Below are 25,062 nucleotides of genomic sequence, written 5' to 3' on the forward strand. Positions count from 1 at the left end.
AATCCCGAATCCCGAATCCCGAATCCCGAATCCCGAATCCCGAATCCCGAATCCCGAATCCCGAATCCCGAATCCCGAATCCCGAATCCCGAATCCCGAATCCCGAATCCCGAATCCCGAATCAATGCACCCAACGCCCCCCGCGCCGTCGCGGCGGATCGCGGAATTCGCTGGAGGCTGCGCCGCTGCCTGCCTTCTCCCGCTCGCTGGCCGGATGCACGCGCCAGTATTGCGCGACGGTGGCGACGACCTGCGGGATATGGGCCAGGCAGTCGTCGTATTCCTGTTCGGTCAGGCGCTCGAACTCGGCTTCGGCGGTGAGTACGCCTTCGTCCACGGCCAGGGCCATGACGGGGCCGAGCATTTCCATCAGCTGGGCGTCTTCGGCCAGGCGCGATTCCCAGGCGCTGGCGCGCAGGTCGATGGCGCGGCTGACGCCTTCGCACCAGCCGGCGGCGGAAAGGGCGACGCCGCCGTCTTCCAGGTCGACTTCGCCAAGTATGGGTTCGTAGGTCTCGGCTTCGATTTCGCCGAGGATGGAGTCGTTGAGCTTGGCCAGCAGCGACAGTATGCGTTCGCCCTGTTCCTCGTCCTCGAACGGCGCGTGCAGCACTTCCGGCAGCCATTCGTCGGGCAGGGCCGGGTCCGGGCCTACGGCGAGCAGGGTCAGCAGGCCGTGCACCCCGTCCAGCAGCAGGTCGCTCTCGTTTTCGCGCGCATGTGCCCGCAGGAACTGGTCCAGTTCGTCCAGTTCGTGGTCTTCCAGGGTGAGAGGAGGCGTTTCGCGTTCGCTCATGCGTTGAGTTCCAGCAGCGCCGGGGCATGGTCCGAAGGACGGTCCCAGCGGCGCGGTTCCAGGTCGATGCTGGCGCCGGCCAGGCGCGGCCGCAGCGCGTGGCTGGCCAGCACCAGGTCTATGCGCAGGCCCAGGTTGCGGCGGAAGGCTGCCTGGCGGTAGTCCCACCAGCTGAAGGCACCGTCGTTCTGGTGGAAATCGCGGAAGGTATCGCTGAGGCCAATGCTCAGCAGCTTCCGCAGCGCTTCGCGTTCCGGCACCGAGCACAGGATCTGGTCCTTCCACGCGACCGGATCGTGCACGTCGCGGTCTTCCGGGGCGATGTTGAAATCGCCGAGCACGACGAGATTGGGATGGCGCGCGGCTTCGCCGGCGAGGTGGTCGGTCACGCGCGCCAGCCAGTCCAGCTTGTAGGCGTATTTCTCGCTGCCGACGGCCTGGCCGTTGACCACGTAGAGGTTGGCGATGCGCAGGCCGCCGATCGTGGCGATCAGGATGCGGCGCTGCGGATCGTCCATGCCGGGGATGTCGGTGACGATGTCCTCGGGCATGTCGTGGCGCGCCAGCAGGGCCACGCCGTTGTAGGTCTTCTGCCCGGAAAACACGCAGCGATAGCCGAGGGCGGCGATCTCGGTGTCTGGAAATTTGGCATCTTCCAGTTTTGTTTCCTGCAGCGCGACGATGTCGGGCTGTGCAGCGGCCAGCCACTGCTTGAGGTGCGGCATGCGCACGTTGAGCGAATTGACGTTCCAGGTCGCGATTTTCATGCGCGCAGTCTACCAGCCGGGCGCCTGCCGGCCCACGCCGGGCGGCGGGAGCCGGCTGGCCGCGCGGAATCAGGCCAGGCCGTAGCTCTGCAGCAGCGCTGTGGCATCGGGTTCGCGGCCGCGGAAGGCGACGAAGCTTTCCAGCGCCGGGCGCGAGCCGCCGACGGCGAGCACCTCGCGGCGGAAGGCGTCGCCGGTGCTGCGGTTGAAGATGCCTTCGGCCTCGAAGCGGGAGAAGGCATCGGCCGACAGCACCTCGGCCCAGAGGTAGCTGTAATAGCCCGCGCCGTAGCCGCCGGCGAAGATGTGGGTGAAGCTGTGGGCGAAGCGCTGCCAGGCCGGCGGGCGTACCACGGCGACCTGTTCGCGCACTTGCTGCAGGATCTCGTTGACGCGGCCGCCGCGGGCCGGGTCGTATTCCAGGTGCAGGCGGAAATCGAACAGGCCGAATTCCAGCTGGCGCACCAGGAACATGCCGGCCTGGAAATGGCGCGCGGCCAGCATGCGCTCGAACAGTTCCTGCGGCAGCGGTGCGCCGGTCTGGTAGTGGCGCGCGAACAGGTCCAGGGTTTCGCGCTGCCAGCAGAAGTTCTCCAGGAACTGGCTGGGCAGCTCCACCGCATCCCATTCCACGCCGCTGATGCCGGAGATGCCGGGGTAGTCGATCTCGGTCAGCAGATGGTGCAGGCCGTGGCCGAATTCGTGGAACAGGGTCAGCACGTCGTCGTGCGTGAGCAGCGAGGGCGTGGTCGCGGTCGGCGGGGCGAAGTTGCAGGTCAGATAGGCGATGGGCCGGTGCAGGCCGTCGGCGTCGCGGAAGCGCGAGCGGCAGACATCCATCCAGGCGCCGCCGCGCTTGCCGCTGCGGGCGTAGAGGTCGACGTAGGCGCCGGCGATATGGCGGCCGTCGGCGTCATACAGGTCGAAATAGCTCACGTCGTCATGCCACACGTCCACGCCTTCGCGGCGCTGGAAGCGGATGCCGAACACGCGCTCGCAGATGGCATAGAGGCCCTCCAGCACCGCCGCCTGCGGGAAATACGGCTTGAGTTCTTCCTCGTTGAGCTGGAAGCGGCGCTCGCGCAGCTTCTCGCCGCTGTAGCCGATGTCCCAGGGCTTGAGGTCGGCGATGCCCAGTTCGCTCGCGGCAAAGTCGCGCAGCTCGCCCAGCTCGCGCTCGGCCACGGGCTTGGCGCGGGCGATCAGGTCGTTGAGGAAGTCGATCACCTTGGCCGGCGAGGCGGCCATCTTGGTGGCCAGCGATTCTTCCGCCGCGTTGGCGAAGCCCAGCAGCTGGGCGGCTTCATGGCGCAGGGCGAGGATCTGCTCCATGCGCGCGGAATTGTCGAAGCGGCCCGCATCCGGCCCCTGGTCCGAGGCGCGGGTGGAATAAGCGGTGTAGACGCGCTCGCGCAGGGCACGGTCGTCGGCGTAGGTCAGTACGGCCTGTACGCTGGGCTGGCGCAGGGTGACCAGCCAGCCGTCGAGTTCCTTTTCCTTGGCGTAGGCGGCGAGCACGGCGCGGCCGGACTCGGGGATGCCGGCCAGCGCGGCTTCGTCGGTGACGTGTTCGGTCCAGGCCTCGGTGGCGTCGAGCACGGCTTCCTCGAACTCCGTGGCCAGGCGCGACAGCTCGTTGGCGATGGCCTTGAAGCGCGAGCGGGCCGGTTCTTCCAGCGCGACGCCGGACAGGCGGAAATCGCGCAGCGCATGCTCGGTCAGCGTGCGCGCCGGACGGTTCAGGCCGGCGAAATCGCTGCGTTTGGCTACCGCAGCGACGGCGGCATAGAGTTCACGGTTCTGGCCCAGCTCGGTGGAGTGTTCGGTAATGGCTTCCAGCGCGACCGAATAGGCCTTGCGCAGTTCCTCCGAATCCTTGACCGAGTGCAGGTGCGACACCGGCGACCAGGCCCGGCCCAGGCGTTCGTCCCAGGCTTCCTGCGGCAGCAGCGTGTTGACGAAATCGCGCTCGCCGGCGCTGTCGGTCAGGGCGGCGATGGCGGCGCGGTAGTCGCTGAGGATCTGTTCCACCGCCGGCACCACGTGTTCCGGCCGAATGGCCGAGAAAGCCGGCAGTTCGCCGTCCTGCAGCAGGGGATTGGTCGTGCTCATGGGCAAGATTCCGGCGATGGCAAAGCGCCAAGGTGTAGCGCGGGCGCCGGAAAATCAAGCACAGCCGGCGCGGCCGGCGTGGGCGTAGCATAGCGGCATGAGCGATACCGACTTTCCGCCGGAGCCGGGCGTCTGCGACCTGCTGCGCCGCTCCAGCCTGTTCCGCCACCTCGACGAGGACGAACTCGGCGCGCTGGAGAACGCGCTGGAATGGTTCGTGCTGCCGGGCGGTACCACCTTGTTCGAAGCCGGCGATGCTTCGGATTCGCTGTACCTGCTGCGCTCCGGCAGCCTGGGCGCGTTCCGCCGCCGCGACGACGGCAGCGAGCAGCGCATAGGCCTGATCGCCGCCGGCGAAAGCGTGGGCGAACTGGGCCTGATCGTCGACCAGCCGCGCTCGGCCACGGTGCGCGCGCTGCGCGACTCGGAATTGCTGCGGCTGTCGCGCGCGGCCTTCAACGCGCTGGTGCAGCGCCAGCCCAAGGCCATGCTGGAAGCCTCCCGCGTCGCGGTGGAGCGCCTGCTGATGCGGCGCAGCGGCGATCTGCTGTCGGCGCCGCGCACCCTGGCCGTGCTGCCGCATGACGCCGGCGTCGACGCGCGCGGCTTCGCGCTGGCCTTGCAGACGGCGCTGAGCGACTACGGCAGCTGCCGCCTGCTCGATGCGCAGCAGGCGCAGGGCCGCACCAGCGCCTGGTTTTCCGCCGAGGAACAGAACTACCGTTTCGTCATCTACCTGGCCGACGACCGCGCCGACGACTGGCGCGAACTGTGTGTGCGCCAGGCCGATGCCCTGGTGCTGCTGGCCGATGAAGCCGGCCTGCCCTCGCCCTGGCAGGAGCGTGCCTGCCACGGCAGCGCGCAGGCACTGCACCGGCCGCGCCATCTGGTGCTGCGGCATGGTTCCGGCGAAATCCGCCTGGGCCGCGGCGCGGCCTGGCTGGCGGCGGCGCCCGGCGCGCGTCTGCATCACTGGTGCGGGCGGGACGATGTGCTGCGCATTGCGCGGCTGATCGCCGGGCGCAGCCTGGGCCTGGTGCTGTCCGGTGGCGGCGCGCGCGGCTTCGCCCATATCGGCGTGGTGCGCGCGCTGCGCGAGGCCGGCATACGCATAGACGCCGTCGGCGGCACCAGCATAGGCGCGATCATTGCCGCCGGCGTGGCCGCGGGCTGGGACAACGAAGTCATGGTCGAGCGCTACCGCCGCGCCTTCGTCGCCGGACGGCCGCTGTCGGACTACACCTTTCCCTTTGTCGCCATGACCACCGGCCGGCGCGTGTCGGAGTTGCTGCAGGATGCCTTCGGCGAACGCCATATCGAGGACCTGGCCCTGCCCTTCTTCGCCGTCTCGGCCAACCTGACCAGCGGCGATGCGATGACCCACCGCAGCGGCCCGCTGTGGTACTGGCTGCGCGCCAGCTCGGCCATTCCCGGCGTGCTGCCGCCGGTATTCCACCAGGGCCAGGTGCTGGTCGATGGCGCCGTGATCAACAACCTGCCCACCGATGTGATGCGCGAGCAGGCCGTGGGCGACGTGATCGCGGTCGATATCGGCGCCGACGACGTGCTGCACGCGGAGGTGGAGGAATACGCCTCGCCGCATGGCTGGCAGCTGCTGCTGGACAAGCTGCGCCGGCCGCGCCGGCCCGGCGTGGTCGACATCCTGCTGCGCGCCGGCATGGTGAATTCCAAGGCGGCCAATGCCGACCGCCGCGCCAAGGCCAGCCTGCTGCTGGCGCCGCCGGTCACCGGCGTGGGCCTGCTCGACTGGGCCGCCTACGAGCGCGCGATCGAGCTGGGCTACCAGTACGCGCTGCGCGAGATCGGCGGGCAGAAGGACGCACTGGCGGACGATACGCCGTTGCTGTAGCTGCCGCGCCGCGTTCGGCGGCGGGCTCGCGAACCGGCATCGGTGGGCCGGAGAACACGGGATGGCGGCGGATCGCCGCAGCGGCCGATGATTGCAGCGCGGCCGCGCGGCATCTTCAGAAATCTTCATCCGGCTTTCAGGCGCTTCAGCCGCATCGCGGGCAGCTTTGGGTTCCCCATTCCGGAGAACGCCATGCGCCTGATCGCCGCCGCCGTCCTGCTTTGCTTCGCCGCCACCGGCGCTGCCTACACCCCCCCCGAATCCGACGCGCAGTGGCCGGCGGCCGACGCCGCCGCGCTGGGCTGGGATACGGCCCGGCTCGATGCCGCTGCGGCCAAGGTCGCCGACCAGAGCTATCCCGGCATCACCAGCCTGCTCGTCGCCGCGCAGGGGCGGCTGGTCTACGAGCAGTATTTCAACGGCGGCAGCCGCGACACGCTCAACGACATGCGCTCGGCCACCAAGACCGTCACCGCCCTGCTGCTCGGCGCGGCGGTGGACCGCGGGCTGATCAAGGACGAACAGCAGCGCGTCTATCCGTTCTTCCGCGACAAGGTCGCGCTGCGCAGGCTGGATGCGCGCCGCGCCGCAATCACCCTGCAGGACCTGCTGACCATGAGTGCGGCCTGGGAATGCGACGACGAGAACGCCTTCTCCACCGGCAACGAGGAGCGCATGTACCTCAGCGCCGACTGGGTGCAGTTCGTGCTGGACCTGCCGCCGCGCGGCTATGCGCCGTGGCAAAGCCGGCCCGCGGACAGCCCCTACGGCCGCACGTTTTCCTACTGCACGGCGCAGTCCTTCCTGCTCGGCGCCGTCATCGAGCGCGCCGCGCGCCAGCCGCTGGCGCAGTTCGCCCGCGCGGTGCTGGAGCAGCCGCTGGGCATAGACCGGGTGCAATGGAACCGCGCCTCGGAAGGCACCGGCATGGGCGGCGGCGGCACGCGCTACCGCGCCCGCGATATCGCCCGCATCGGCGAACTGCTGCGCGACGGCGGGCAATGGCGCGGGCGCCAGGTGATTTCCGCGGCCTGGATAACGGCCATGCTGACCCCGCGCGCGGTGCCGCGCGAGGCGGTGGAATACGGCTACCAGCTCTGGCGCTTCCGCTTTCCGTTGCAGGGCCGCGACGAATGGTTCTGGGCGATGTCGGGCAACGGCGGCAACTACGTCTTCGTATCGCCGCAGCGCGGCCTGGTTGCGGTAATCACCAGCACCGCCTACAACCAGCGCGAATCGCACCGGCGCTCGCAGGAGATTTTCCGCGACTACGTGCTGGCGGCGATGCCGGTGCGGTGAGTGCGGCGCCGATTGCCGCAGGCGCGTCTCGCTGCGGCGGGATTCGTTGGCTGGACCGCGCTGATGGGGTGCGGCGGCAGCGCGGTGTGCGCGGCGCGCGTGGCCAGGCGCCAAAGTCCCCTCGCGGATTTCGCCGCAACGTTGCCGGCTCAGGGAATTCCGCGCTCCGCCGCCGCGATATCCGCTGCCGCCGCCACGCGCTCGCGCTGCACCCGTTCGGCGATCGCTTCGAGCACGCCGGCGAAGCCCGGCTCCGCCGCCAGCGGCTGGAACAGGGCCGAGGTTTGCAGATAGGCGCGGTCGCGCCAGCCGGCTTCCACTGCTTCCTGCAATGCAGCCAGCGCACCGGCCCTGTCGCCGCGGGCCAGGCGCAGCAGGGTCAGTTCCAGCTGGTCCTCGGGCCAGTCGTCGCGGCTGATGCTGGCTTCCAGTGCCGCGCTGCGCTGCGCCAGCCAGCCGGCGTCCGCCGTGGGCTCGGCATATAGCCGGGCCAGGGTCTGCGGCAGGCTGGCATGTGGCCGCAGTTTCGCCGCGGCGGCGAAGGCGGCGGCGGCCTGTTCGCGCTGGCCGCGCAGCAGGGCCAGCTCGCCCTGCAGCAGATACAGCTCCGGATGCTCGCTGCGCTGGCGCGCCTGGGCCAGGGCGGTTTCAGCCTCGCCCAGGCGGCCCTGCAGGAACAGGCAGCGCGGCCAGGCCGCATTGGAGAACACATTGTCCGGATACAGCTGGAAGCTGCGCGCATAGCCGCGTTCGGCCGCGGCGGTCGCGCCCAGCAGTTCGAGATTGCGCGCGATCTGGATGTCCAGATAGCGCGGCCGCGGCGCGGCCTCGCGCAGGGCCAGGTTGCGCCGCAGCGCCTCGGCCAGGCTGCCCTTGACCATGTAGAGGTAGGCCAGCGAAGCCGCGCTGTCGCTACCCGCCGGATCCAGCGCCACGGCGCGCTCGTACTCGGCGATGGCCTGGGCCAGCTTGCCGCGGCAGTCCAGCGAATAGGCCAGTGCCGCCACGGCGCGGCTGTCGCCGGGTTCGCGCTCCAGCGCGGCGCGGGCCAGGTCTTCGGCACGCTCGGCCCAGTACGGTTCCTGGTTGTACAGGCAGACGCGGGCGCTGTAGGCAAAGCTCAGGCCGGTCTGCGCCGCGCTGTCGCGCGCATCGCGCTGCAGCAGGGTTTCGTACAGCGTGATGGCGCGCTCCACATCATCTTTCTGGCCTATGCCGGCGTAGTAGCGCGCGCGCTGCAGCAGTTCGATGCGGGTATCGGTGGGCGCCGGCGGCGGCTGGTGTGTGCGCTGCCAGGCGAGCACGCCCAGGACGGCCAGCGGCAGTGCGGTGAGCAGCAGGACCCAGCGCAGGCCGTTGCTGGCTGCGACGGGCTGGTGTGTCGCGGCCGGTGCGGCAGTGCGCATGACTGCGGGGGCGATGGCGTTGGCGGATGCGGCGGTGTCGGCGCTTGCGGCGGTGTTGGCCGGGGCCGGTCTGGCGATGCCGGCGTGCGCGGGTGCGATGGCCGGAGCAGTAGCGGGGGAGCCGGCGGCTTCTGCCGCGATGGCCCGGGCTGCCGTCGTTTCGCCGGCATGCGATTCCAACTCGACGGCTGCGCGGCCGGCGGCACCCGTGACCACCTCGACGCCGGAATTCTTTTCCGCTGCGATGGCGCGCGCTTCGTCTTCGGCCTCGACCCGCCGCGGCACTGAACACAGCTGATACCCCCTGCCCCGCACCGAACGCAGATAGCGCGAGCGGCGGCCGTCGTCGCCCAGAGCCTGGCGCAGCAGTTTCACGCGCTGGGTGACGGTTTCCTCGCCGACCACGGTCGGCGCCCAGACGGCCGCCAGCAATTCGTCGAAGCTGACCACACGGTCGCCCTGGCGCAGCAGGAAGGCGAGCAGATCGAAGCTCAGCCCGCTCACTTCCAGCTCGGCCGCGCCGCGGCGCACGCGGCGCCGGCGCGTGTCGACGACGAGGTCGTCCAGGCAGTACACGCCGTCGCTCATGCGCGTTGGCGCCGGGCGCGGACCGCGCCGCTCAGCGGGTCAGCAGGCGCGTGACGAAGCCGGCCAGGCCCTTGTACGGCGGCCGCAGCAGCGACAGGCTGGACCAGCGCAGCTGGCGGAACACCGGCAGCTGCTTGGAGAAGGTCAGGAAGCCGTGGTGGCCGTGGTAATGCCCCATGCCGGACGGACCCACGCCGCCGAACGGCAGCTCGCTCTGTGCATTGTGGAAAATGCAGTCATTCACGCTGACCCCGCCGGCCACGCAGCTTTCCAGCACGCGGCGGGTGCGCGCGCGGTCGTTGTCGAAGTGGTACAGGGCCAGCGGCCGCGGCCGCGCATTGACGTAGGCGATGGCGGCGTCCACCGATTCCACCGTCACTATGGGCAGGATGGGGCCGAAGATCTCCTCGCGCATCACGCGGGTGTCCTCGGGCGCATCCAGCACCAGGGTGGGCGCGAACACGCGCGCGTCGATGTCGTGGGCGGCCGCGTCCGGCAGAGTGATCACCGTACCGCCGCGCGACTGCGCCTCGTCGGCCAGGCCCTGCAGGCGCAGGTACTGGCGCGCGTTGATGATGCTGGTGTAGTCCGGGTTCTCGCGCAGGTTGGGATAGTGGCGGGCGACGTAGTCGCGCAGCGCGGCGACGAAGGGCTCGCGGTCCTGCGCGCGCAGCAGTACGTAGTCGGGCGCTATGCAGGTCTGACCGGCGTTGAGGAACTTGCCCGCGGCGATGCGCGCCGCGGCGGTCGCCAGCGGATAGCCCGGCGCGACGATGGCCGGCGACTTGCCGCCCAGCTCCAGCGTCACCGGCGTCAGGTTCGGTGCCGCCGCCGCCATCACCTTGCGCCCGACCGGCGTGGAACCGGTGAACAGCAGGTGGTCGAAGGGCAGTCCGGCGAATTCCGCGGCGACCTCGGCATCGCCCAGCACCGTCGCGACACGATCGGCCGGGAACACCTCGGCCAGCAGCTCGGCCATGGCCTGGGAGGTGCGCGGGGTGAACTCCGACGGCTTCAGCATCACATGGTTGCCGGCGCCGATCGCGCTGACCAGCGGGATCAGGGCCAGGTTAACCGGGTAATTCCATGGCGCGATAATGCCGATCACGCCCAGGGCCTGGTAGCGGATCTCGGCGCTGGCCGGCAGGAAGGTGAAATCAACGCCCTTGGACTGGGGCCGCATCCAGCGCCGCAGCCGGCTGCGCACCAGGTCGATCTCGTGCAGCACGGTCATGCCGTCGGTGAGCAGGGACTCGTGCCGCGACCGGCGGCCGAAATCCGCGTTCATGGCCTCGACCAGTCCGTCCAGGCGGCGCTTGAACGCGGCGCGCAGCCGCGCCAGGTCGTCCATGCGCTGGTCGTAGTCCGGGCGCTGCGCGTTCCAGGCATCGCGCAGGCGCGCGAGCGTGGCGTGGAGAGGGGCGGTGTGGGCGGGAGTGTCCATGCGGCAATGGTAGACGGGATTCGCGATTTGTGAACCTGGCAGTACGCAAATTGGCCGCGAACCCGGCGCCGCGCTACCCTCGCCGTCCCGCCATCGCCGATCTCCGCCTCATGCACCTGCGTCCCTACCGCGGCATCCTTCCCGTCGTCGCCGCGACGGCCTACATAGACCCGGCTGCCGTCGTCATCGGCGATGTGCAGATCGGCGCGGACAGCTCGATCTGGCCCTGCGCCGTACTGCGCGGCGACGTGCAGCGCATCCGCGTCGGCGCGCGCACCAATATTCAGGACGGCGCCATCGTCCACGTCACCCATGACGGCCCGTATACGCCCGGCGGCTTCGCCACCCATATCGGCGACGACGTGACCATAGGCCACGCCGCCGTGATCCACGCCTGCACCATCGAGGACGCCTGCCTGATCGGCATGCATGCGACCGTGCTCGACGGCGCCGTCGTGCGCAAACACGGCTTCGTCGGCGCCGGCGCCGTGGTCGCGCCGGGTAAGATCGTCGGCGAAGGCGAGCTGTGGCTGGGCAGTCCGGCCCGGTTGACGCGGCGGCTCAGCGACGAGGAAATCCAGCGGCTGTATTACTCGGCGGAGAAGTATGTGGAGTTGAAGAACGAGTATCTGGACTGAGGGCAGGATTCGGGTTTCGCGCCTGGGCAGCGAGGTCCCGGATCCAGGATTCGAGACGCTGCTGCGACGTCGTGGTTCACAATCCATCGCCCGGATCCGGAGGCGGCGAAGCATCGCCTGGGAAACCCCTGTTCCAATTTTCGACGCATCGGATACGGACATACCAAACATCGCCGCACCACAGCCGGATGCTGTAATTCTCCGCTTCCCCAAGCGCGAACGCGCTTGGGGGAGCGGACTTCTTTCCAGGCAACCTGTCCGGCTGAAGCAAGTCATGGCTACCGTCCGCATTCGCGAATTCCGGGTCAGAACCGAACACGGCGATGTGTTCGCGAAAAGCTGGACGCCGGCAGATGGTGCCCGGGCCAGCGCGGCACCCATCATCCTGTTCCACGACTCCCTCGGCTGCGTCGAACTCTGGCGTGATTTTCCGCAGCAGCTGGCCCAGGCCAGCTGCCGCAGCGTCCATGCCTACGACCGCCTCGGCTTCGGCCGCTCCGACGCGCACCCCGCCCGATTGGCTGCCGACTTCATCCACGCCGAAGCCCACGGCGCTTCCGCCAACTGCGCGAAGCCCTGCAGATTGCCGAGTTCATCGCCTTCGGCCACAGCGTCGGCGGCGGCATGGCGGTGAGCTGTGCGGCGGCGTGGCCGGCGGACTGCCGCGGGCTGATCGCCGAATCCGCCCAGGCTTTCGTCGAGGACCGCACCGTGCAGGGCATCCGCGCCGCACAGCAGGCGTTCGCCGAACCGGGACAGTTGGAGCGGCTGCGCAAATACCACGGCGACAAGGCGGCCTGGGTGCTGAGCGCCTGGATAGACAGCTGGCTGGCGCCCGCCTTCGCCGGCTGGAGCCTGGACGCCGACCTGCGCAAGGTGCGCTGTCCGGCACTGGTCATCCACGGCGAACACGACGAATACGGCTCCATCCGCCATCCGCAGCGCATCGCGCAGCAGATTCCCGGCGCTGCGACGCTGCGCATCCTGTCCGATTGCGCCCACGTACCGCACCGCGAACGGACAGCTGCGGTACTCGGCGACGTGGTGCGCTGGCTGGATGCCGCCGGTCCCATCTAGACCGGCGGCGCGACGGACCGGCCGGGTTCCGTCATCACCTGCGGACGATCGCCGTTCGCCCGAAACGTCCGCGTCACCCGCGGCCCTGCCTCAGCGACCATCGGCTTCCGCCAGGCTCCAGCACATGGCCAGCAGCGCCATGCCGGCCAAGGCGAGCAGCAAGGCGATCACCGGTGCCGACAATTCCCCGCCGACCCAGTCGCGCCCGCCGAGTCGAACCAGCGGCGTGGACGACAGGCTCAGCGCGCCGGCCGCGATTCCGGCGGCGATGCCGCTCCACAGCGGCCACGCGCGGCGGCGCGGCCGCGCGGGCAGCTGCTGCATCACGCGGTCGCAGAAACCCGCGTCGGGCACCGCACCTTCAAACTGCTGGCGCAGCAGCGTGTCGAGTAGGTCGTCTTGCTGGGAAGGGTTCATGTCGGATTCTCCTGTGCGGTTCCGGCGTTCCACGCCGCCAGCCACGATTTCAGTTTCGCCTTGCCGCGCGTGGCATGGGTTTTCACCGTGCCCAGCGGCATGCCCAGCACGAAGGCGGCTTCTTCATGGCTCAGGCCCAGCTGCACGCAGTGCAGCAGCACGGCTTGCTCGGCTTCGGACAGGCGGCGCAGGGCGCGCTCGAAGTCCAGTTGCAGCTCGACCGGATGAGCCGGCGCGGCCGGTGGCTCCGCCTCGTCGGCGTCCTCGGCCGGCTCCGGTTTCCTGCGCCGTGCCTGCAGGAAACAGGACCAGGCGATGCGGTACAGCCACGTGCGGAACGCCGCATCGCCGCGGAACTGATCCAGCTTGCGCCAGGCCAGCAGGAAGACTTCCTGGGCGATGTCGTCGGCCGCCGCCTCGTCGCCATGCAGCAGGCGGCGCAGCTGGGCGCGCACCAGGCCCTGGTGCCTGCGCATCAGCTGCTCGAAGGCGCGCCGGTCGTCATCCAGCAGGACGCGCGCGACCAAGGCCCGGTCGACACGCGCGTCGGCGGCGCTGTCAGCCACGTGCGCGCTCGCGCCGGTTGAACCACCAGCTGGCCAGATAGCCCAGCCCCGTCATCAGCGGCAGCAGGCCGAGGCCCCAGAGCTGGCTGACGTGCATGCCGTTGCCGTCGAACTGGCCCGGCAGGCTGAGAAACATCGCCATCACGCCCAGGCCGCCGCCGATCAGCACGAGTGCGCGGCGCCGCTCCACGTCGCCGGGCTGCGATTCCAGCAGCAGTTGCGGCGGCAGTTCCACGCCCTTGTCCGCCAGTTGCAGCAGGGTGCGATAGCGCGCCTGCGTCTGCCGGTCGCGGTAGCGCAGCGTAATCAGGACGATCAGCACGGGCGCGCTCAGCACAATGAGAGGGATGAAGATGAATTCCATGAATTGGCTCCAAAGCGGATGGCGTCGGGAAAGGAATGATCGGCCAGGCGGCGCGCGTCTTCAGGGCTTGGCGCCTTCGGCGGCGAGCAGGTCGGCGATACGTTCGGCCAGCAGCCAGGCTTGGCCCGGGCCCTGGTTGCTGGTAACGGCGACGTCGGCGTTGCGCTCCCAGACCATCGCCAGGTTCGCGTCCGTGCCCTCGATGCCGCCGGAGTGGCCGCGAATGTGGTTGCCGCGGGAGAGACGGTCGCCGAAACCGGCCGCATAGGCGCCGGGGCCGGCCGGCACGGCATCGTCGAACATCTTCGCCAAGGTCGCCGGCTTGACCAGCTTGCCCGCGCGCAGCGCCCTGGCGAAGCGCAGCAGGTCGGCAGTGTTGGAGTAGCTGCCGCCGGCCGGGCTGCCCTTGAACGGGACTTTCATCCAGTCCGCCTTCCATTCGGTGGAGAACACCCCCGCGCGGAAATAGCCGACCGCCAGTTTCGGAACGATGTCGTCGAGCGTGTCGAATCCGCTCGACGTCATGCCGGCCGGAGCGAAGACGTGGCGCCTGATGTAGTCGAAATAGTTCTCGTGCGAGACGTTCTCGACGATGCGGCCGAGCAGCACGTAGCCGGCGTTGCTGTAGTTCCAGTCCTTGCCCGGCTCGCCCGCCTTGGGCTGGCGTGCGATGAGGTCGAGATAGTCGGCCGGGTTGACGAATTTCTCGCGCTGCTGGAAGAACTCGGGCACGAAGAAATCGCCCAGCCCCGCCGTGTGGTGCAGCAGCTGCCACACGGTGATCTGCTTCGCCGCTTCCTGATCGGGGTATTCGGGCACCCGCTGCGCAAGCGTGTCCTGCCAGGACAATTTGCCGGCGTCGACGAGCTGGGCGATGGCCACGGCGGTGAACATCTTGCCCATGGAGCCGATGTGGAACCGGGTCTGACGGTCGACCGGCACGCCGAAGCGCCGCTCGGCCAGGCCGCGGCATTCGTCGATCACGGTTTCGCTGCCGTCGGCGACGCTCAGGCAGCCGGAGAAATCGTTCGCGCGCACGAGCTTGTCCAGCGTGGCGTTGACCAGGCGCTTGAGTTCGTCGCGGGAGAGCGCGGTCTTGGGCCAGTCGGCGTAGAGCGACGGATCATCCATCGGCACCAGCTCCGCCTGCGCCAGGCGGCCGGGATGCGCGGCATCGCTGCGCAGCAGGAACACGGCCACGCGCCCGCCGCGCTGCGCCTTTACCGTCAGCACCAGCATGCCGCGCTGCTCGTGCGCCTCGGTCAGTTCCACGCCGCCGCTGTCGCGTACCGCGTCGGCCAGGCTGGTCGCGAACCCGGCCTGGGCGGCGGCATCCATCTCGGGCGACAGGATCGTCGGCGCCCAGTTGCGGATCTGTTCGGGGCTGTCGCTGTTCACGTGCGCGATCAGCGCGGCGCCGAGCTTGCCGTCCGGTGTATCCGGCAGCGTCGCGCCGGGACCGGCGATCGCGGCGGCGGCGAAGGAAACGCTCAGTGCGAGCGCGGCGCGCAGGCCGCATTGGCGGAGACGGGACAACAGGAGGGGTTGGGCGGGTTTCATCGACTGCACTCCTGGGCAGATCGCTCCCTGGCGGGAGACGACCGGCCGGCTGGGTTGGGACAAGCCTGGGTGGACCGCGCAACGGCGGCGTCGAAGGCTTGGATGCGTCGATGAATGCGGCTGGATTCACCCTGTAGCGCGCCGTTTGCGCCGGGAGCGGAATTTGCGCAGCCGCGGTCGCGCAGGACTCAGCGCGGCCGCGTCGCCGTCTCCAGCTCGGCGATCCAGCGCAGGGCATGTTCGCGGCCGTCGCCGCACATGGCGGGTTCCGGCCGCAGCCGGCCGCAGACTTCGGGACGCTCGGGCGAGCCGAAGATGCGGCAGCGGTAATCGTCGTCGAGCTGCACACAGCGCACGCCGGCGGGCTTGCCGCCGGGCATGCCGGGAATCGGGCTGGAGATCGACAGCGCGATACAGCACGCGCCGCAGCCGGCGCGGCAGGCATAGCGGCCGCTGGCCGCATCGAAAAGCAGTGCGGTCACACCGAATCCAGCCTGGCGCGCAGTTCGGCGTAGATGGCTTCGGTGTCGGGGCGCCTGCCGTGCCAGATGGCGAAGGCTTCGGCGGCCTGCTCCACCAGCATGCCCAGGCCGTCGAACACGTGCACGGCGTGGGCGGTGCGGGCCCAGGCCAGGAACTGGGTGGCGCCGCGGCCGTAGGACAGGTCGTAGCACAGCGCGCGCGGCGCGACGATGGCGAAGGGCAGGTCCATGGAACCGCCTTCGACGCCGGCCGAGGTGGCGTTGATGATGAAATCCCAACTGCCCTGGGTGGCCAGGTCATCCCAGTAGCGCACATGCACGCGGCCGGGTTCGCCGATGCGGTCGGCCAGGGCATCGGCCCGTTCGGCGTGGCGGTTGGCAATGGTCAGCGAGCGTACGCCGGCGTCGAGCAGGGCGAAGGCCACGCCCTGGGCCGCGCCGCCGGCGCCCAGCAGCAGCAGGTCGCGTTCGCGCAGGTCCTGGCGCTGGCGCTCGACCAGGTCCGCGATCAGGCCGGGACCGTCGGTATTGTGGCCGCGCCAGCCGCCGCCGGGCAGCGGCTCCAGCGTGTTGACCACGCCGGTGCGCGCGGCGTAGTCGGAAACCTGGGCGCAAAGTCCGAACGCCAGCGACTTCAGCGGCAGGGTGACATTGGCTCCGCCGCCGCCCTGTGCACGGAACTCCGCCAGCTGCGCAGCGAAGGTTTCGGCCGGTGCGTCGATCGCGTCATAGCGCAGGTCCAGGCCGAACTCGCGCGCGAAGCTGCGGTGTATGGCCGGCGACAGGGAATGGCTGATCGGATGGCCGAAAACGGCGTGGCGGTGCGGAGTTTCGCTCATATAGGCGGCCTCGGAAGGGTTCGGGAGTGCGTTGGATTGTGGCAAGCGCCGGCGTCAACGGCCCGGCAAGAGCCTGCGGCGGCGGCCCGGCACGGTTGTGTAGACGGGGCCCGCGGCGCGCAAGCCGCGCCGCGGGTATGGGGCCAGGGCTTTTCGCGCAAGGCTCCGCCGCCGCCATTGCCGGCCATTCTACGTGCTGCGGCCGCTGCCGGTGCCGGCGCATGACCTGTGGCCTTTGCCAGGCGGCCTGTGTCGGAGGACGCTTCGCCCTCCCCTGGCTAATGGAGCAAGTCGGATGAAATGGTCTTCCTGGATGCTGGCCGCGGCGATCAGCGGCGTTCTGGGCACGGCACACGCCGACAGCAGGCCGGCCGCGCCGGCCGCCGTCGCCGGCGTGGAATTGATCTCCCGCGATGCCTTGTTCGGTAATCCAGAAAAGGGCGCCGTGCAGCTCAGCCCGGACGGCAAATACCTGAGCTGGGTGGCGCCGCTGGACGGCGTGCTGAATATCTGGGTCGCGCCGGCGGAGGATCCGTCCAAGGCCCGCGCCGTCACCGACGACAAGGCCCGCGGCATACGCCAGTACTTCTGGAGCTACCGCGCCAATACCCTGCTGTACCTGCGCGACAGCGGCGGCGACGAGAACTTCCACCTGAATTCGGTCGACGTGGCCAGCGGCACGCGCCGCGACCTCAGCGACTACCCCAAGACCCGCGCCCAGTTCGTCCAGGCCAGCCATCTGCATCCGGACCACGTGCTGGTCGGCATGAACGACCGCGACGCCACCTGGCACGACCTGTACAAGGTCAACCTCGCCGACGGCAAGCGCGAGCTGGTGCACAAGAACGAGCAGGAGATCGCGGGCTACTACGCCGACGCGAACCTTGCCGTGCGCATGGTGCAGAAGGCGCGCAAGGACGGCGGCCAGGACCTGCTCGAACCCGACGGCAAGGGCGGCTGGAAAAAGAGTTCGGACATTCCGTTCGAGGACAGCCTGACCACCGCCGCGCTGGGCTATACCACCGACGGCAAGACCCAGTACTACGTCGACTCGCGCGGCCGCGACACCGCCGGCCTGATCGCGGTGGACCTGGCCAGCGGCAAGAAGACCGTGATGGCCGAGGACAAGCGCGCCGATGTGGGCGAGGAAGTGCTGGCGGATCCGAAAACCGGCGTGATCCAGGCGGTCGCGGTGGACTACCAGCGCAGCGAGTGGAAGGCGCTGGATCCGGCCATAGACGCGGATCTGAAAACCCTGCGCAACCTGGGCCCGGGCACCTTCGCGGTGAACACGCGCACGCTGGACGACAAGACCTGGGTGATCGCCTACAGCGCGGCGGAAAACCCCGTCGTGTACTACCGCTACGAGCGCCAGCCCGGCGCCGCCGGCAAGCTGGTCAAGCTGTTCGCCGGCCGTCCGGCGCTGGAAGGCAAGCCGCTGGTGCCGATGTGGCCGCAGGAGATCAAGGCGCGCGACGGCCTGACTCTGGTCAGCTACCTCACCCTGCCGCGCGGCGCCGACGCCAACAACGACGGCAAGGCCGACCAGCCGCTGCCGCTGGTGCTGCTGGTGCACGGCGGTCCCTGGGCGCGCGACGGCTACGGCTACAACGCCAGCCACCAGTGGCTGGCCAACCGCGGCTACGCAGTGCTCAGCGTGAACTACCGCGGCTCCACCGGCTTCGGCAAGGCCTTCATCGGCAAGGGCGACCAGCAATGGGCCAAGACCATGCACGATGATCTGATCGACGCGGTCGACTGGGCGGTGAAGAGCGGCGTCACCACGAAAGACGATGTCGCCATCATGGGCGGCAGCTACGGCGGCTACGCCACCCTGGTCGGCCTGACCTTCACGCCGGAGGCGTTCAAGTGCGGCGTCGACATCGTCGGCCCGTCCAACCTCAACACCTTGCTGTCGACCATTCCGCCGTACTGGGCCGCGTTCCTGGAGCAGTTCGCCAAGCGCGTCGGCGATCCGCGCACCGAGGACGGCAAGAAGCTGCTGGCCGAACGTTCGCCGCTGAGCCGCGTCGGCGACATCAAAAGGCCGCTGCTGATCGGCCAGGGCGCGAACGATCCGCGCGTCAAGCAGGACGAGAGCGACCAGATCGTCAAGGCGATGAAGGCCAAGAACATTCCGGTCACCTACTTGCTGTTCCCGGATGAAGGCCACGGCTTCGCCCGGCCGGCCAACAGCAAGGCGTTCAATGCGGTGGCGGAAGGCTTCCTGTCGCAGTGCCTGGGCGGCCGCGCCCAGCCCATCGGCGAGGACTTCAAGGGTTCCAGCATCAGCGTGCCGGAAGGCGCGGCCGGCGTGCCGGGGCTGGCGGATGCGCTGAAGTCACATAAGCAAGAAGTGAAGAAGTAAAACCATGCGGCCGCGCCGGTCTCCGGCGCGGCCGCTGCATCAGGGCCGGCTCAGTCCGGCGTGCGCTGCCGCACCGGCGGCGGAACCTGTCCCGGCGCACCCGCCGCGCGCTGCTGCTGGGACTGTTGCTGTTGCTGCTGCGCGCGGGCGCGCACCTGGGCCAGCACTTCCGGGGTAAGCAGGGCCGAATCCGGCCGCGAGGTCGCCTCGATGCGCGCCGCGGCGAAGGCGAATACCGCGCAGAACATACCGATGAAGGCGATGCCCAGTCCCAGGGCCATCAGGCCGGGGCTGTAGGTCAGTATGGCCAGGGTCAGCCCGGCAAGGGACAGCAGAACCCAGAAAACCCGCATGGCTAACTCCATGTTTACATTCGTTCGCGCGGCCGGATGATAGCGTAGCCGCCGTTTGTCGCTGCGCCGGCCGTCGTGGCATCGGCAGCGTCGATCCCGCAGGAAGCGCCCACATCGGAAACGAATTTCCACTGCGCGTCGGCGTCAGCGCCCGACTGCGCGAAGGCAGCCCCGCCGCACCCGGCGGCGGGCGCAAGGACCTGCTCGGCGTCGAGAGCAGCCTGCTCGGCCTCGTCGCCGATGCCGGCGGCCTGCCGCTGGTGCTGGCCTGCCCGCCCGGCTACGCGGCGGCACCGCTGCGCCGCCTGGCGCAGCACCTGATCGCCAGCGTCGACGCCCTGCTGCTGCAGGGCGGCGCCGACGTGGCGCCGGAATCCTACGGCGCTGCCGCGCTGCGGCCGGAATGGCGCGGCGACCGGCAGCGCGACCGCTTCGAGCTGGAACTGCTGGAAGCGGCGCTGGCCGCGGACAAGCCGGTGCTCGGCATCTGCCGCGGCTGCCAGCTGCTCAACGTGGCCTACGGCGGCAGCCTGTACCAGGACCTGGCCGCGCAGCGCCCCGGCAGCCTGGCCCACGCGCTGCCGCAGCAGTACGACGCGCACGAACACGCCCTGCGTCTGGCGCCCGGCGGCCTGCTCGCGGGCTGGCATGGCGCCGGCGCCGGCCGGGTGACGTCGGCCCATCACCAGGGCATAGACCGGCTGGGCGGCGAACTCGCTGTCGAGGCCTGGTGTGCCGAGGACGGCCTGGTCGAAGCCGTGCGCGCCGGCAGCGGCTGGGTGCTGGGTGTGCAGTGGCATCCGGAATTCCATGCCGGCCGCGCCGGGCTGCTGCCGGCGCAGCCGCTGCTGGACGATTTCCTCGCCGCGGCGCGGCGGAGCCGGGCTTGAATACCTCGCCGCTGGCTGTCGCGCCGTCCTCCGCCTGGCTGGGCAAGGGCGCGACCCTGCTGCATCTGGCGCCGCTGCTGCGCCACAGCCGCGTGCCGCCGGGCCAGCTGCTCAGCCGCCATGCCTGGCAGCAGGAACGCGAAGCCTGCCTGCAGCGCCTGCGCGCCGAATTCGCCGGCGTGGCGGTGGCCGTGCGCAGTTCGCGGGTGGACGAGGATGCGGCGCAGCAGTCCCAGGCCGGCCGCTATCGCAGCCTGCTCGATGTGCCGGCCGGCGATGGCGCCGCCCTGGCCGCGGCGATAGAAGCGGTATTCGCCAGTTACGGCCCGTGCCGTGCCGACGACGCATTATTCGTGCAGCGCATGGCCGCCGCGCGCCTGTGCGCAGTCGCCGCCACCCACGCGGTGGAGGACGGCGCCGATTACTACGCCTTCAGCCTGGCCGCCGGCACGCGCACGGATGCGGTGACGCGCGGCGATGCGGCGGTCGATACCGTCTATCTCGCCCACGAGGCGCCGCCGCCGGCGCAGCACGACCTGGCCCTGCTGCACCGCGCCCTGCGGGAACTGCGCGAACACTGCGGGCCGCAGCCGCTGGAAGCCGAGCTGGTGATCGCCGGCGACGAAGTATTCCTGCTGCAGGCGCGGCCGCTGCTGCTGCGCCGCGCACCGGCGGCGGCCGCGCCGCGCCGGCAGGCGCTGGCGCAGGCGGCCGCCGCGCTGGCGCAGCCCTCGCCGACCTGCGCCGGGGAGCTGCGCGTACTCGCCCTGATGCCCGACTGGAACACCGCCGAACTGCTCGGCAGCCAGCCGCGGCCGCTGGCCCTGGCCCTGTTCCGCCATGCCATCGGCGCGCGCGCCTGGCACGCGGCGCGGCGCCTGCTGGGCTACCGCCGCCTGCGCGGTGTGCCGTTGCTGCAGCCGCTGGCCGGCAGGCCCTACATCGACGTGCGCGCCAGTGCGAATTCCCTGCTGCCGCCGCTGCCGCCCGGCCAGGCCGCCGCGCTGGCCGACGCCTGGCAGCAGCGCCTGCTGGAACAGCCGCAGCTGCACGACAAGTACGAATTCGAGATCGCCCAGACCTGCGTCGATTTCGATTTTGCCCGGCAATGGCAGCAGCGCTATGCCGGCCTGCTCGCGCCGACGGCCCTGGCCGGCTACCGCGAACGGCTGCGGCGCATCACCGCGCGCTGCATCGCGCCGTTGACCCTGCAGCAGGCCCTGGCGGCGCTGAACGCACTGGCGCAGCGGCCGCCGGCGGATCAGGCCGCGAACCGGCGCACCTGTACCCGCGCCGGGCTGGTTTTCGCGCTGATCGCACGCCTGGCCTTCGTGTTCGAGGCCCTGCTGCGCTCGGCCGTGGCACGCGGCGCGCTCAGCGCCGAACGCCTGCTGCATCTGCAGCGCAGCAGCCACGGTGTCACGCGCGCCTTCCTGCGCCAGGGCGCGGCCGCGCGCGGCGGCTACGGTTTCCTGCGCGCCGGCACCTTCGAGATCACCACGCCGCGGCTGGCCCAGCTGGAACTGGTCGGCGCGGTGCCGCCGCATGGCGCACACGCGCCGCCGCCGTTCGCGGCGACGCCGGCCGAGCAGGCCGCCCTGGCCGCGCTGCTGCGCGAAAGCGGTTACGGCCTGACGCCGCAGCAATTGCTGGCCGGTTACGCGCGGACGCGCGAAGCCCGGGAAAAAAGCAAATATTTCCTTTCGCAACAAGTATCGCTGGTGCTGGAACAGCTGGCCCAGGCCGGCGCCGCCCGGGGCCTGGACCGCGAAACCCTGAGCTGGCTGGAACTGCCGGCCGCCACGGAATTCCACCGCGACCAGGCCGCCGCTGCCGCCGCCGCGGCGCGCGCGGTCCACACTGCCGATGCCCTGCTGCGCCTGCCGCTGGTGCTGGATCCGCGCCGGCCGCTGCAGCAGGTGCATATCGCCGCCGGCACGCCGACCTTCATCGGCCGCGGGCGCGCCACCGCGCCCCTGTGCCGGGTGGATGCGGCCACTGCGCCGGCCGCCGTGCCGGCCGGTGCCATCCTGGCCATCGCCGGCGCCGATCCCGGCTACGACTGGATCTTCACCCGCGCGCCGGCGGGGCTTGTCACGGCCTACGGCGGGCCGAACTCGCACATGGCCATACGCTGTGCCGAACTGGGCATACCGGCCGTGCTCGGCCTGGGCCCGGAACGCTGGCAGCGCCTGGCCCGCGCCAGCCATCTGAGCCTGGATGCCCAGGCCCAGCTCATCACCGCATGGAGCGACGACAACCCATGACCCCGCTGGACTGGGACTACAGCGCGCTGGCCGCGCACTACAACCGCCGCGCGCCCTACGCCGAGGATGCGCTGGACCAGCTGCTGCACGCACTGGCGCTGCCGGCGCAGGCCGCCGTGGCCGACATCGGCGCCGGCACCGGCCGGCTCAGCCTGCCGCTGCGCCGGCGCGGCCTGCGCGTGACTGCGGTCGAACCCAATGCGGCCATGCGCGCGGTGGGCCGCCAGGACGGCCTCGATTACGTCGCCGCGCGCGGCGAGGCCACCGGCCTGGCCGCGGCCAGCTTCGACCTGGTCAGCTACGGCTCGTCCTTCAATGTGCTGCAGCCCGCCGCGGCGCTGCGGGAAGCGGCACGGCTGCTGCGCCCCGGCGGCGTCATCGCGCTGCTGTGGAACCACCGCGATCTGGACGATCCGCAGCAGCAGGCCGTGGAACAGGCGATACGCCGCCATGTGCCCGGCTACGGCTACGGCAGCCGGCGCGAGGATCCCGCCGCCGAGATCGCGCGCAGCGGTCTGTTCGGCCCGGTGCAGCAAGTGCAGCAGCGTTTCCTGCATCACACCACGCGCACCGATTTCGTCGAGGGCTTCCGCGCCCACGCCACGTTGCTGCGCCAGGCCGGCGCGGCGCGCGAGGCAGTACTGCGCGACATCGACGCGGTATTCGGCGACAGCGGGCAGCTCGCCGTGCCTTTCCACACGCGCATCTGGTGGGCGCGCCGGGGGACTGCATGCACGCCGTGATCCTCGCCGCCGGATGCGGTTCGCGCATGGGCCGGCTCACGCGCCGGCGGCCCAAGGCGCTGCTGCGCCTGGGCGGGCGCACGCTGCTGCAATGGCAGCTCGCCGCCCTGGCCGCGGCCGGCATCGACGAAGTCAGCGTGGTCGGCGGCCACGCTGCCGAAGCCCTGCCCCCGGTGCTGCGCCAGGTGCGCAATCCGCAGTGGCTGCACAGCGGTCCCATCGCCTCGCTGCGCGCAGCGCAGCCGCAGCGGCTGGGCACCGTGCTGCTGGTCTACGGCGACGGCGTATTCCATCCGGACTACGCCCGCGCGCTGCGCGCCTCCAGTGCCGATATCGCCATCACCGTGGACCGGCGCTGGCACAAACTCTGGTCGCTGCGCTTCGCCGATGTGCTCAGCGACGCAGAGACCCTGCGCATGCGCGACGGCCGCCTGCTGGAGATCGGCGCGCGCAGCCACGACCTGGCCGCAGTCGAAGGCCAGTTCACCGGCCTGGTGCGCTTCTCCGCGCGGGGCTGGGCCCAGGCCCAGGCGCTGCTGGACGAACTCGAGCCGGCTGCCGCGCAGAAGCTCGACACCACCGGCCTGCTCGCGCGGCTGCTGCGGCGCGGCGCGGCCATAGAAACCGTGGCCATGGACGGACGCTGGTGCGAAGTCGACAGCGCGCGCGACCTGGCCCTGTACCGCTGGCTGGCCTACCGCTGCCCGGGCTGGAGCCACGACTGGCGCTGGGCCGAGGGCGCCGCATGAGCGTGCTCTGGATCACCGGGCTGGCCGGTGCCGGCAAGACCACCCTGGCTGCGCTGGTCGCCGCCGTGATCGGCAGCGATGCGGCCGCGCCGGCCGCCGGCGTACGGCACTTCGATGGCGACGCCGTGCGGCGCGAACTGGGCGAGCTGGGCCGCGGCTACACGCGCGAGCAGCGCCTGGCCGTGGCCAGGCATATCGCCGGCCTCGCCATCGCCCACAGCCGGCGCGGCGGCTGCGCGGTGGTTTCCACCATTTCGCTTTTCCATACCGTGCATGCGCACAACCGCGCCGCCGGCGTGGATTACTTTGAAGTGCTGCTGGATTGCGCCGGGGAAACGCGCGAACAGCGCCTGGCCGCGCGCGGCCTGCAGGGACCGCGCGTGGGGGCGGAAATCGCGGCGGAATTCCCGCTTGCGCCGCATCTGCGCCTGGACAGCGGCCGCGCCACGCCGCCGCGCCTGGCGCAACAGCTGCTGCAAGCCTGGCGCCGCCGCCATGTTTGATCCGCGCCCGCATTTCCACGAACAGCCCGAGGTCGAGGGCTTTCCCCGCTACGACTGCGAGATTGCCTCGTCCGAGATGCCCAGCGGTGCGTCGTGGCTGGCCAACTGCCTGCTGGAACTGAATGTGGCTTTGTGGAAGCCCTGGGGCGCCGACCTGCGCGGCGACTGGCGCCAGCGCGGCGGCCGGCGCTACCGCTACGACCGCCACGACGAAGCCTGGCGCCGCCTGCTGCCCAGCCTGCGCCACGGCCGCGAGTTCGCCTTCCGCGCCGCGCCCGTGCCGCGCCTGACCCATGCCTGGCCCGGCACCTGCGCCGACCTGCCGCGCACCCTCCTGTTCGTGCGCGATCCGCGCGATGCGCTGTACTCGTTCTGGCAGCGCGCCCGCCGCGCCGGGCTGGAGGACGCCGGCCTGCCCTTTGCCGAATTCATACACCGGCCCTGGTTCCACTATCCGCTGAGCCGGGTGGATTTCCTCGCCCTGTGGCTGGGCGCCTGGCGCCAGGCACTGCAGGACCGCGAGCACCTGATAGTGCGTTACGAGGACTACCGTGCCGACGCGCTGGGCACACTGCGCCGCGCGGCCGATTTCCTGGGCATCGGCGCGGCCGAGGCCGAGCTGGGCCGCGCCGTGGCCGCCTCGGATTTCCAGGTCGCGCGCGCGGCGGAGCAGGCCCTGATCGCCAAAGGCACCTTGCAGGCGCAATTCATCCGCGCCGGCCGCGCCGAGGAATGGCGCAGCCATTTCGACACTGCCATGCACGCGGCCATCGGTGCGCGTTTCGACAGCCTCAACCGCTGGCTGGGTTATGCACCCGGCCCGGCCCCGGCCGCCGCCGCGCCGGCACCGCCGCTGGAGCAGGTACTGCTGGCCGCCCAGGCCCAGCCCTGGCCGGCCGAGCGGGCGCAACGCTTGATACGCTGGCTGATCGCGGCGAGCATGGATGCCGGTTTCACCTGACGG

General features: G+C 70.6%; 24 protein-coding genes. 12 read left to right on the top strand and 12 right to left on the bottom strand.

The window, feature by feature from the left end:
- Positions 1-121: 121 nt before the first annotated feature.
- The 3 genes from NM961_RS14265 to NM961_RS14275 all read right to left on the bottom strand — a co-directional run bounded on the left by NM961_RS14265 (position 122) and on the right by NM961_RS14275 (position 3,675).
- The gene (locus NM961_RS14265) at positions 122-796 is read right to left on the bottom strand and encodes a YecA/YgfB family protein (protein ID WP_255915075.1); all 675 of its coding nucleotides are present in this window, start codon (positions 794-796) and stop codon (positions 122-124) included.
- Positions 793-1,563 carry an exodeoxyribonuclease III gene (gene xth, locus NM961_RS14270; protein ID WP_255915076.1) on the bottom strand — a complete coding sequence of 257 codons (771 nt, stop codon included), beginning with the start codon at positions 1,561-1,563 and terminating at the stop codon, positions 793-795. The genes NM961_RS14265 and xth overlap by 4 nt, the downstream gene beginning before the upstream one ends.
- Before the next feature lie 69 nt (positions 1,564-1,632).
- Complete coding sequence (locus NM961_RS14275) at positions 1,633-3,675, bottom strand: M3 family metallopeptidase (RefSeq protein WP_255915077.1); 2,043 nt, start codon at positions 3,673-3,675, stop codon at positions 1,633-1,635.
- A gap of 97 nt (positions 3,676-3,772) precedes the next feature.
- Between NM961_RS14275 and NM961_RS24030 the strand changes: the two genes are divergently transcribed.
- Together NM961_RS24030 and NM961_RS14290 are read left to right on the top strand one after the other, a co-directional pair.
- Positions 3,773-5,545, top strand: a complete 1,773-nt coding sequence (locus tag NM961_RS24030; protein WP_305119194.1) for a patatin-like phospholipase family protein — start codon at positions 3,773-3,775, stop codon at positions 5,543-5,545.
- Positions 5,546-5,737: 192 nt separating this feature from the next.
- The gene (locus NM961_RS14290; RefSeq protein ID WP_255915078.1) at positions 5,738-6,844 is read left to right on the top strand and encodes a serine hydrolase domain-containing protein; all 1,107 of its coding nucleotides are present in this window, start codon (positions 5,738-5,740) and stop codon (positions 6,842-6,844) included.
- Positions 6,845-6,993: 149 nt separating this feature from the next.
- Here NM961_RS14290 and NM961_RS14295 read toward each other — a convergent pair whose 3' ends face one another.
- Positions 6,994-8,838 (bottom strand): winged helix-turn-helix domain-containing protein, encoded by a 1,845-nt coding sequence (locus NM961_RS14295; protein WP_255915079.1) that lies wholly within the window; start codon positions 8,836-8,838, stop codon positions 6,994-6,996.
- A gap of 31 nt (positions 8,839-8,869) precedes the next feature.
- Entirely contained in the window at positions 8,870-10,282 is a 1,413-nt protein-coding gene (locus tag NM961_RS14300) for a coniferyl aldehyde dehydrogenase (RefSeq protein ID WP_255915080.1), read from the bottom strand.
- 110 nt (positions 10,283-10,392) lie between these two features.
- On the opposite strand from NM961_RS14300, the gene NM961_RS14305 reads away from it, so the two are divergent.
- The 3 genes from NM961_RS14305 (at position 10,393) to NM961_RS14315 (ending at position 11,997) form a co-directional block, all read left to right on the top strand.
- Entirely contained in the window at positions 10,393-10,920 is a 528-nt protein-coding gene (locus NM961_RS14305) for a gamma carbonic anhydrase family protein (protein ID WP_255915081.1), read from the top strand.
- A gap of 274 nt (positions 10,921-11,194) precedes the next feature.
- The gene (locus NM961_RS14310) at positions 11,195-11,554 is read left to right on the top strand and encodes an alpha/beta hydrolase (RefSeq protein WP_255915082.1); all 360 of its coding nucleotides are present in this window, start codon (positions 11,195-11,197) and stop codon (positions 11,552-11,554) included.
- The gene (locus tag NM961_RS14315; RefSeq protein WP_343231921.1) at positions 11,515-11,997 is read left to right on the top strand and encodes an alpha/beta fold hydrolase; all 483 of its coding nucleotides are present in this window, start codon (positions 11,515-11,517) and stop codon (positions 11,995-11,997) included. Before NM961_RS14310 ends, NM961_RS14315 begins: the two co-directional genes overlap by 40 nt.
- Positions 11,998-12,087: 90 nt before the next feature.
- Here the strand turns inward: NM961_RS14315 and NM961_RS14320 are convergent, their stop codons facing one another.
- The 6 genes from NM961_RS14320 to aroE all read right to left on the bottom strand — a co-directional run bounded on the left by NM961_RS14320 (position 12,088) and on the right by aroE (position 16,225).
- Positions 12,088-12,414, bottom strand: coding sequence for a DUF5056 domain-containing protein (locus NM961_RS14320; RefSeq protein ID WP_255915084.1), 327 nt, complete (start codon positions 12,412-12,414; stop codon positions 12,088-12,090).
- Positions 12,411-12,980: an RNA polymerase sigma factor gene (locus NM961_RS14325; RefSeq protein ID WP_255915085.1), complete on the bottom strand. Its 570-nt coding sequence runs from the start codon at positions 12,978-12,980 to the stop codon at positions 12,411-12,413. The genes NM961_RS14320 and NM961_RS14325 overlap by 4 nt, the downstream gene beginning before the upstream one ends.
- Complete coding sequence (locus NM961_RS14330; protein ID WP_255915086.1) at positions 12,973-13,344, bottom strand: DUF6249 domain-containing protein; 372 nt, start codon at positions 13,342-13,344, stop codon at positions 12,973-12,975. The genes NM961_RS14325 and NM961_RS14330 overlap by 8 nt, the downstream gene beginning before the upstream one ends.
- A gap of 60 nt (positions 13,345-13,404) precedes the next feature.
- Positions 13,405-14,880, bottom strand: a complete 1,476-nt coding sequence (locus NM961_RS14335) for a serine hydrolase domain-containing protein (protein ID WP_255915087.1) — start codon at positions 14,878-14,880, stop codon at positions 13,405-13,407.
- 212 nt (positions 14,881-15,092) lie between these two features.
- The gene (locus tag NM961_RS14340; RefSeq protein WP_255915088.1) at positions 15,093-15,386 is read right to left on the bottom strand and encodes a YkgJ family cysteine cluster protein; all 294 of its coding nucleotides are present in this window, start codon (positions 15,384-15,386) and stop codon (positions 15,093-15,095) included.
- Positions 15,383-16,225: a shikimate dehydrogenase gene (gene aroE / locus NM961_RS14345; RefSeq protein WP_255915089.1), complete on the bottom strand. Its 843-nt coding sequence runs from the start codon at positions 16,223-16,225 to the stop codon at positions 15,383-15,385. The genes NM961_RS14340 and aroE overlap by 4 nt, the downstream gene beginning before the upstream one ends.
- A gap of 313 nt (positions 16,226-16,538) precedes the next feature.
- Between aroE and NM961_RS14350 the strand changes: the two genes are divergently transcribed.
- Positions 16,539-18,593 (top strand): S9 family peptidase, encoded by a 2,055-nt coding sequence (locus tag NM961_RS14350; RefSeq protein ID WP_255915220.1) that lies wholly within the window; start codon positions 16,539-16,541, stop codon positions 18,591-18,593.
- 50 nt (positions 18,594-18,643) lie between these two features.
- Here the strand turns inward: NM961_RS14350 and NM961_RS14355 are convergent, their stop codons facing one another.
- Positions 18,644-18,946, bottom strand: coding sequence for a hypothetical protein (locus NM961_RS14355; RefSeq protein ID WP_255915090.1), 303 nt, complete (start codon positions 18,944-18,946; stop codon positions 18,644-18,646).
- Positions 18,947-19,167: 221 nt separating this feature from the next.
- On the opposite strand from NM961_RS14355, the gene NM961_RS14360 reads away from it, so the two are divergent.
- The 6 genes from NM961_RS14360 to NM961_RS14385 are packed head-to-tail and all read left to right on the top strand — an operon-like array spanning position 19,168 to position 25,059.
- Positions 19,168-19,836, top strand: a complete 669-nt coding sequence (locus NM961_RS14360) for a gamma-glutamyl-gamma-aminobutyrate hydrolase family protein (RefSeq protein WP_255915221.1) — start codon at positions 19,168-19,170, stop codon at positions 19,834-19,836.
- A complete protein-coding gene (locus tag NM961_RS14365; protein WP_255915091.1) occupies positions 19,833-22,103 on the top strand; it encodes a PEP-utilizing enzyme in 2,271 nt (756 codons plus the stop codon). Before NM961_RS14360 ends, NM961_RS14365 begins: the two co-directional genes overlap by 4 nt.
- On the top strand, positions 22,100-22,846 hold the full coding sequence (locus NM961_RS14370; protein ID WP_255915092.1) for a class I SAM-dependent methyltransferase: 747 nt from the start codon (positions 22,100-22,102) through the stop codon (positions 22,844-22,846). The genes NM961_RS14365 and NM961_RS14370 overlap by 4 nt, the downstream gene beginning before the upstream one ends.
- Complete coding sequence (locus tag NM961_RS14375; protein WP_255915093.1) at positions 22,834-23,595, top strand: NTP transferase domain-containing protein; 762 nt, start codon at positions 22,834-22,836, stop codon at positions 23,593-23,595. Before NM961_RS14370 ends, NM961_RS14375 begins: the two co-directional genes overlap by 13 nt.
- A complete protein-coding gene (locus NM961_RS14380) occupies positions 23,592-24,098 on the top strand; it encodes an adenylyl-sulfate kinase (RefSeq protein ID WP_255915094.1) in 507 nt (168 codons plus the stop codon). Before NM961_RS14375 ends, NM961_RS14380 begins: the two co-directional genes overlap by 4 nt.
- Entirely contained in the window at positions 24,091-25,059 is a 969-nt protein-coding gene (locus NM961_RS14385; RefSeq protein ID WP_255915095.1) for a sulfotransferase domain-containing protein, read from the top strand. Before NM961_RS14380 ends, NM961_RS14385 begins: the two co-directional genes overlap by 8 nt.
- The last annotated feature ends 3 nt before the right edge of the window (positions 25,060-25,062 follow it).

Origin of the sequence: Tahibacter harae (assembly GCF_024437735.1) — a bacterium.
Lineage (GTDB): Bacteria > Pseudomonadota > Gammaproteobacteria > Xanthomonadales > Rhodanobacteraceae > Tahibacter > Tahibacter harae.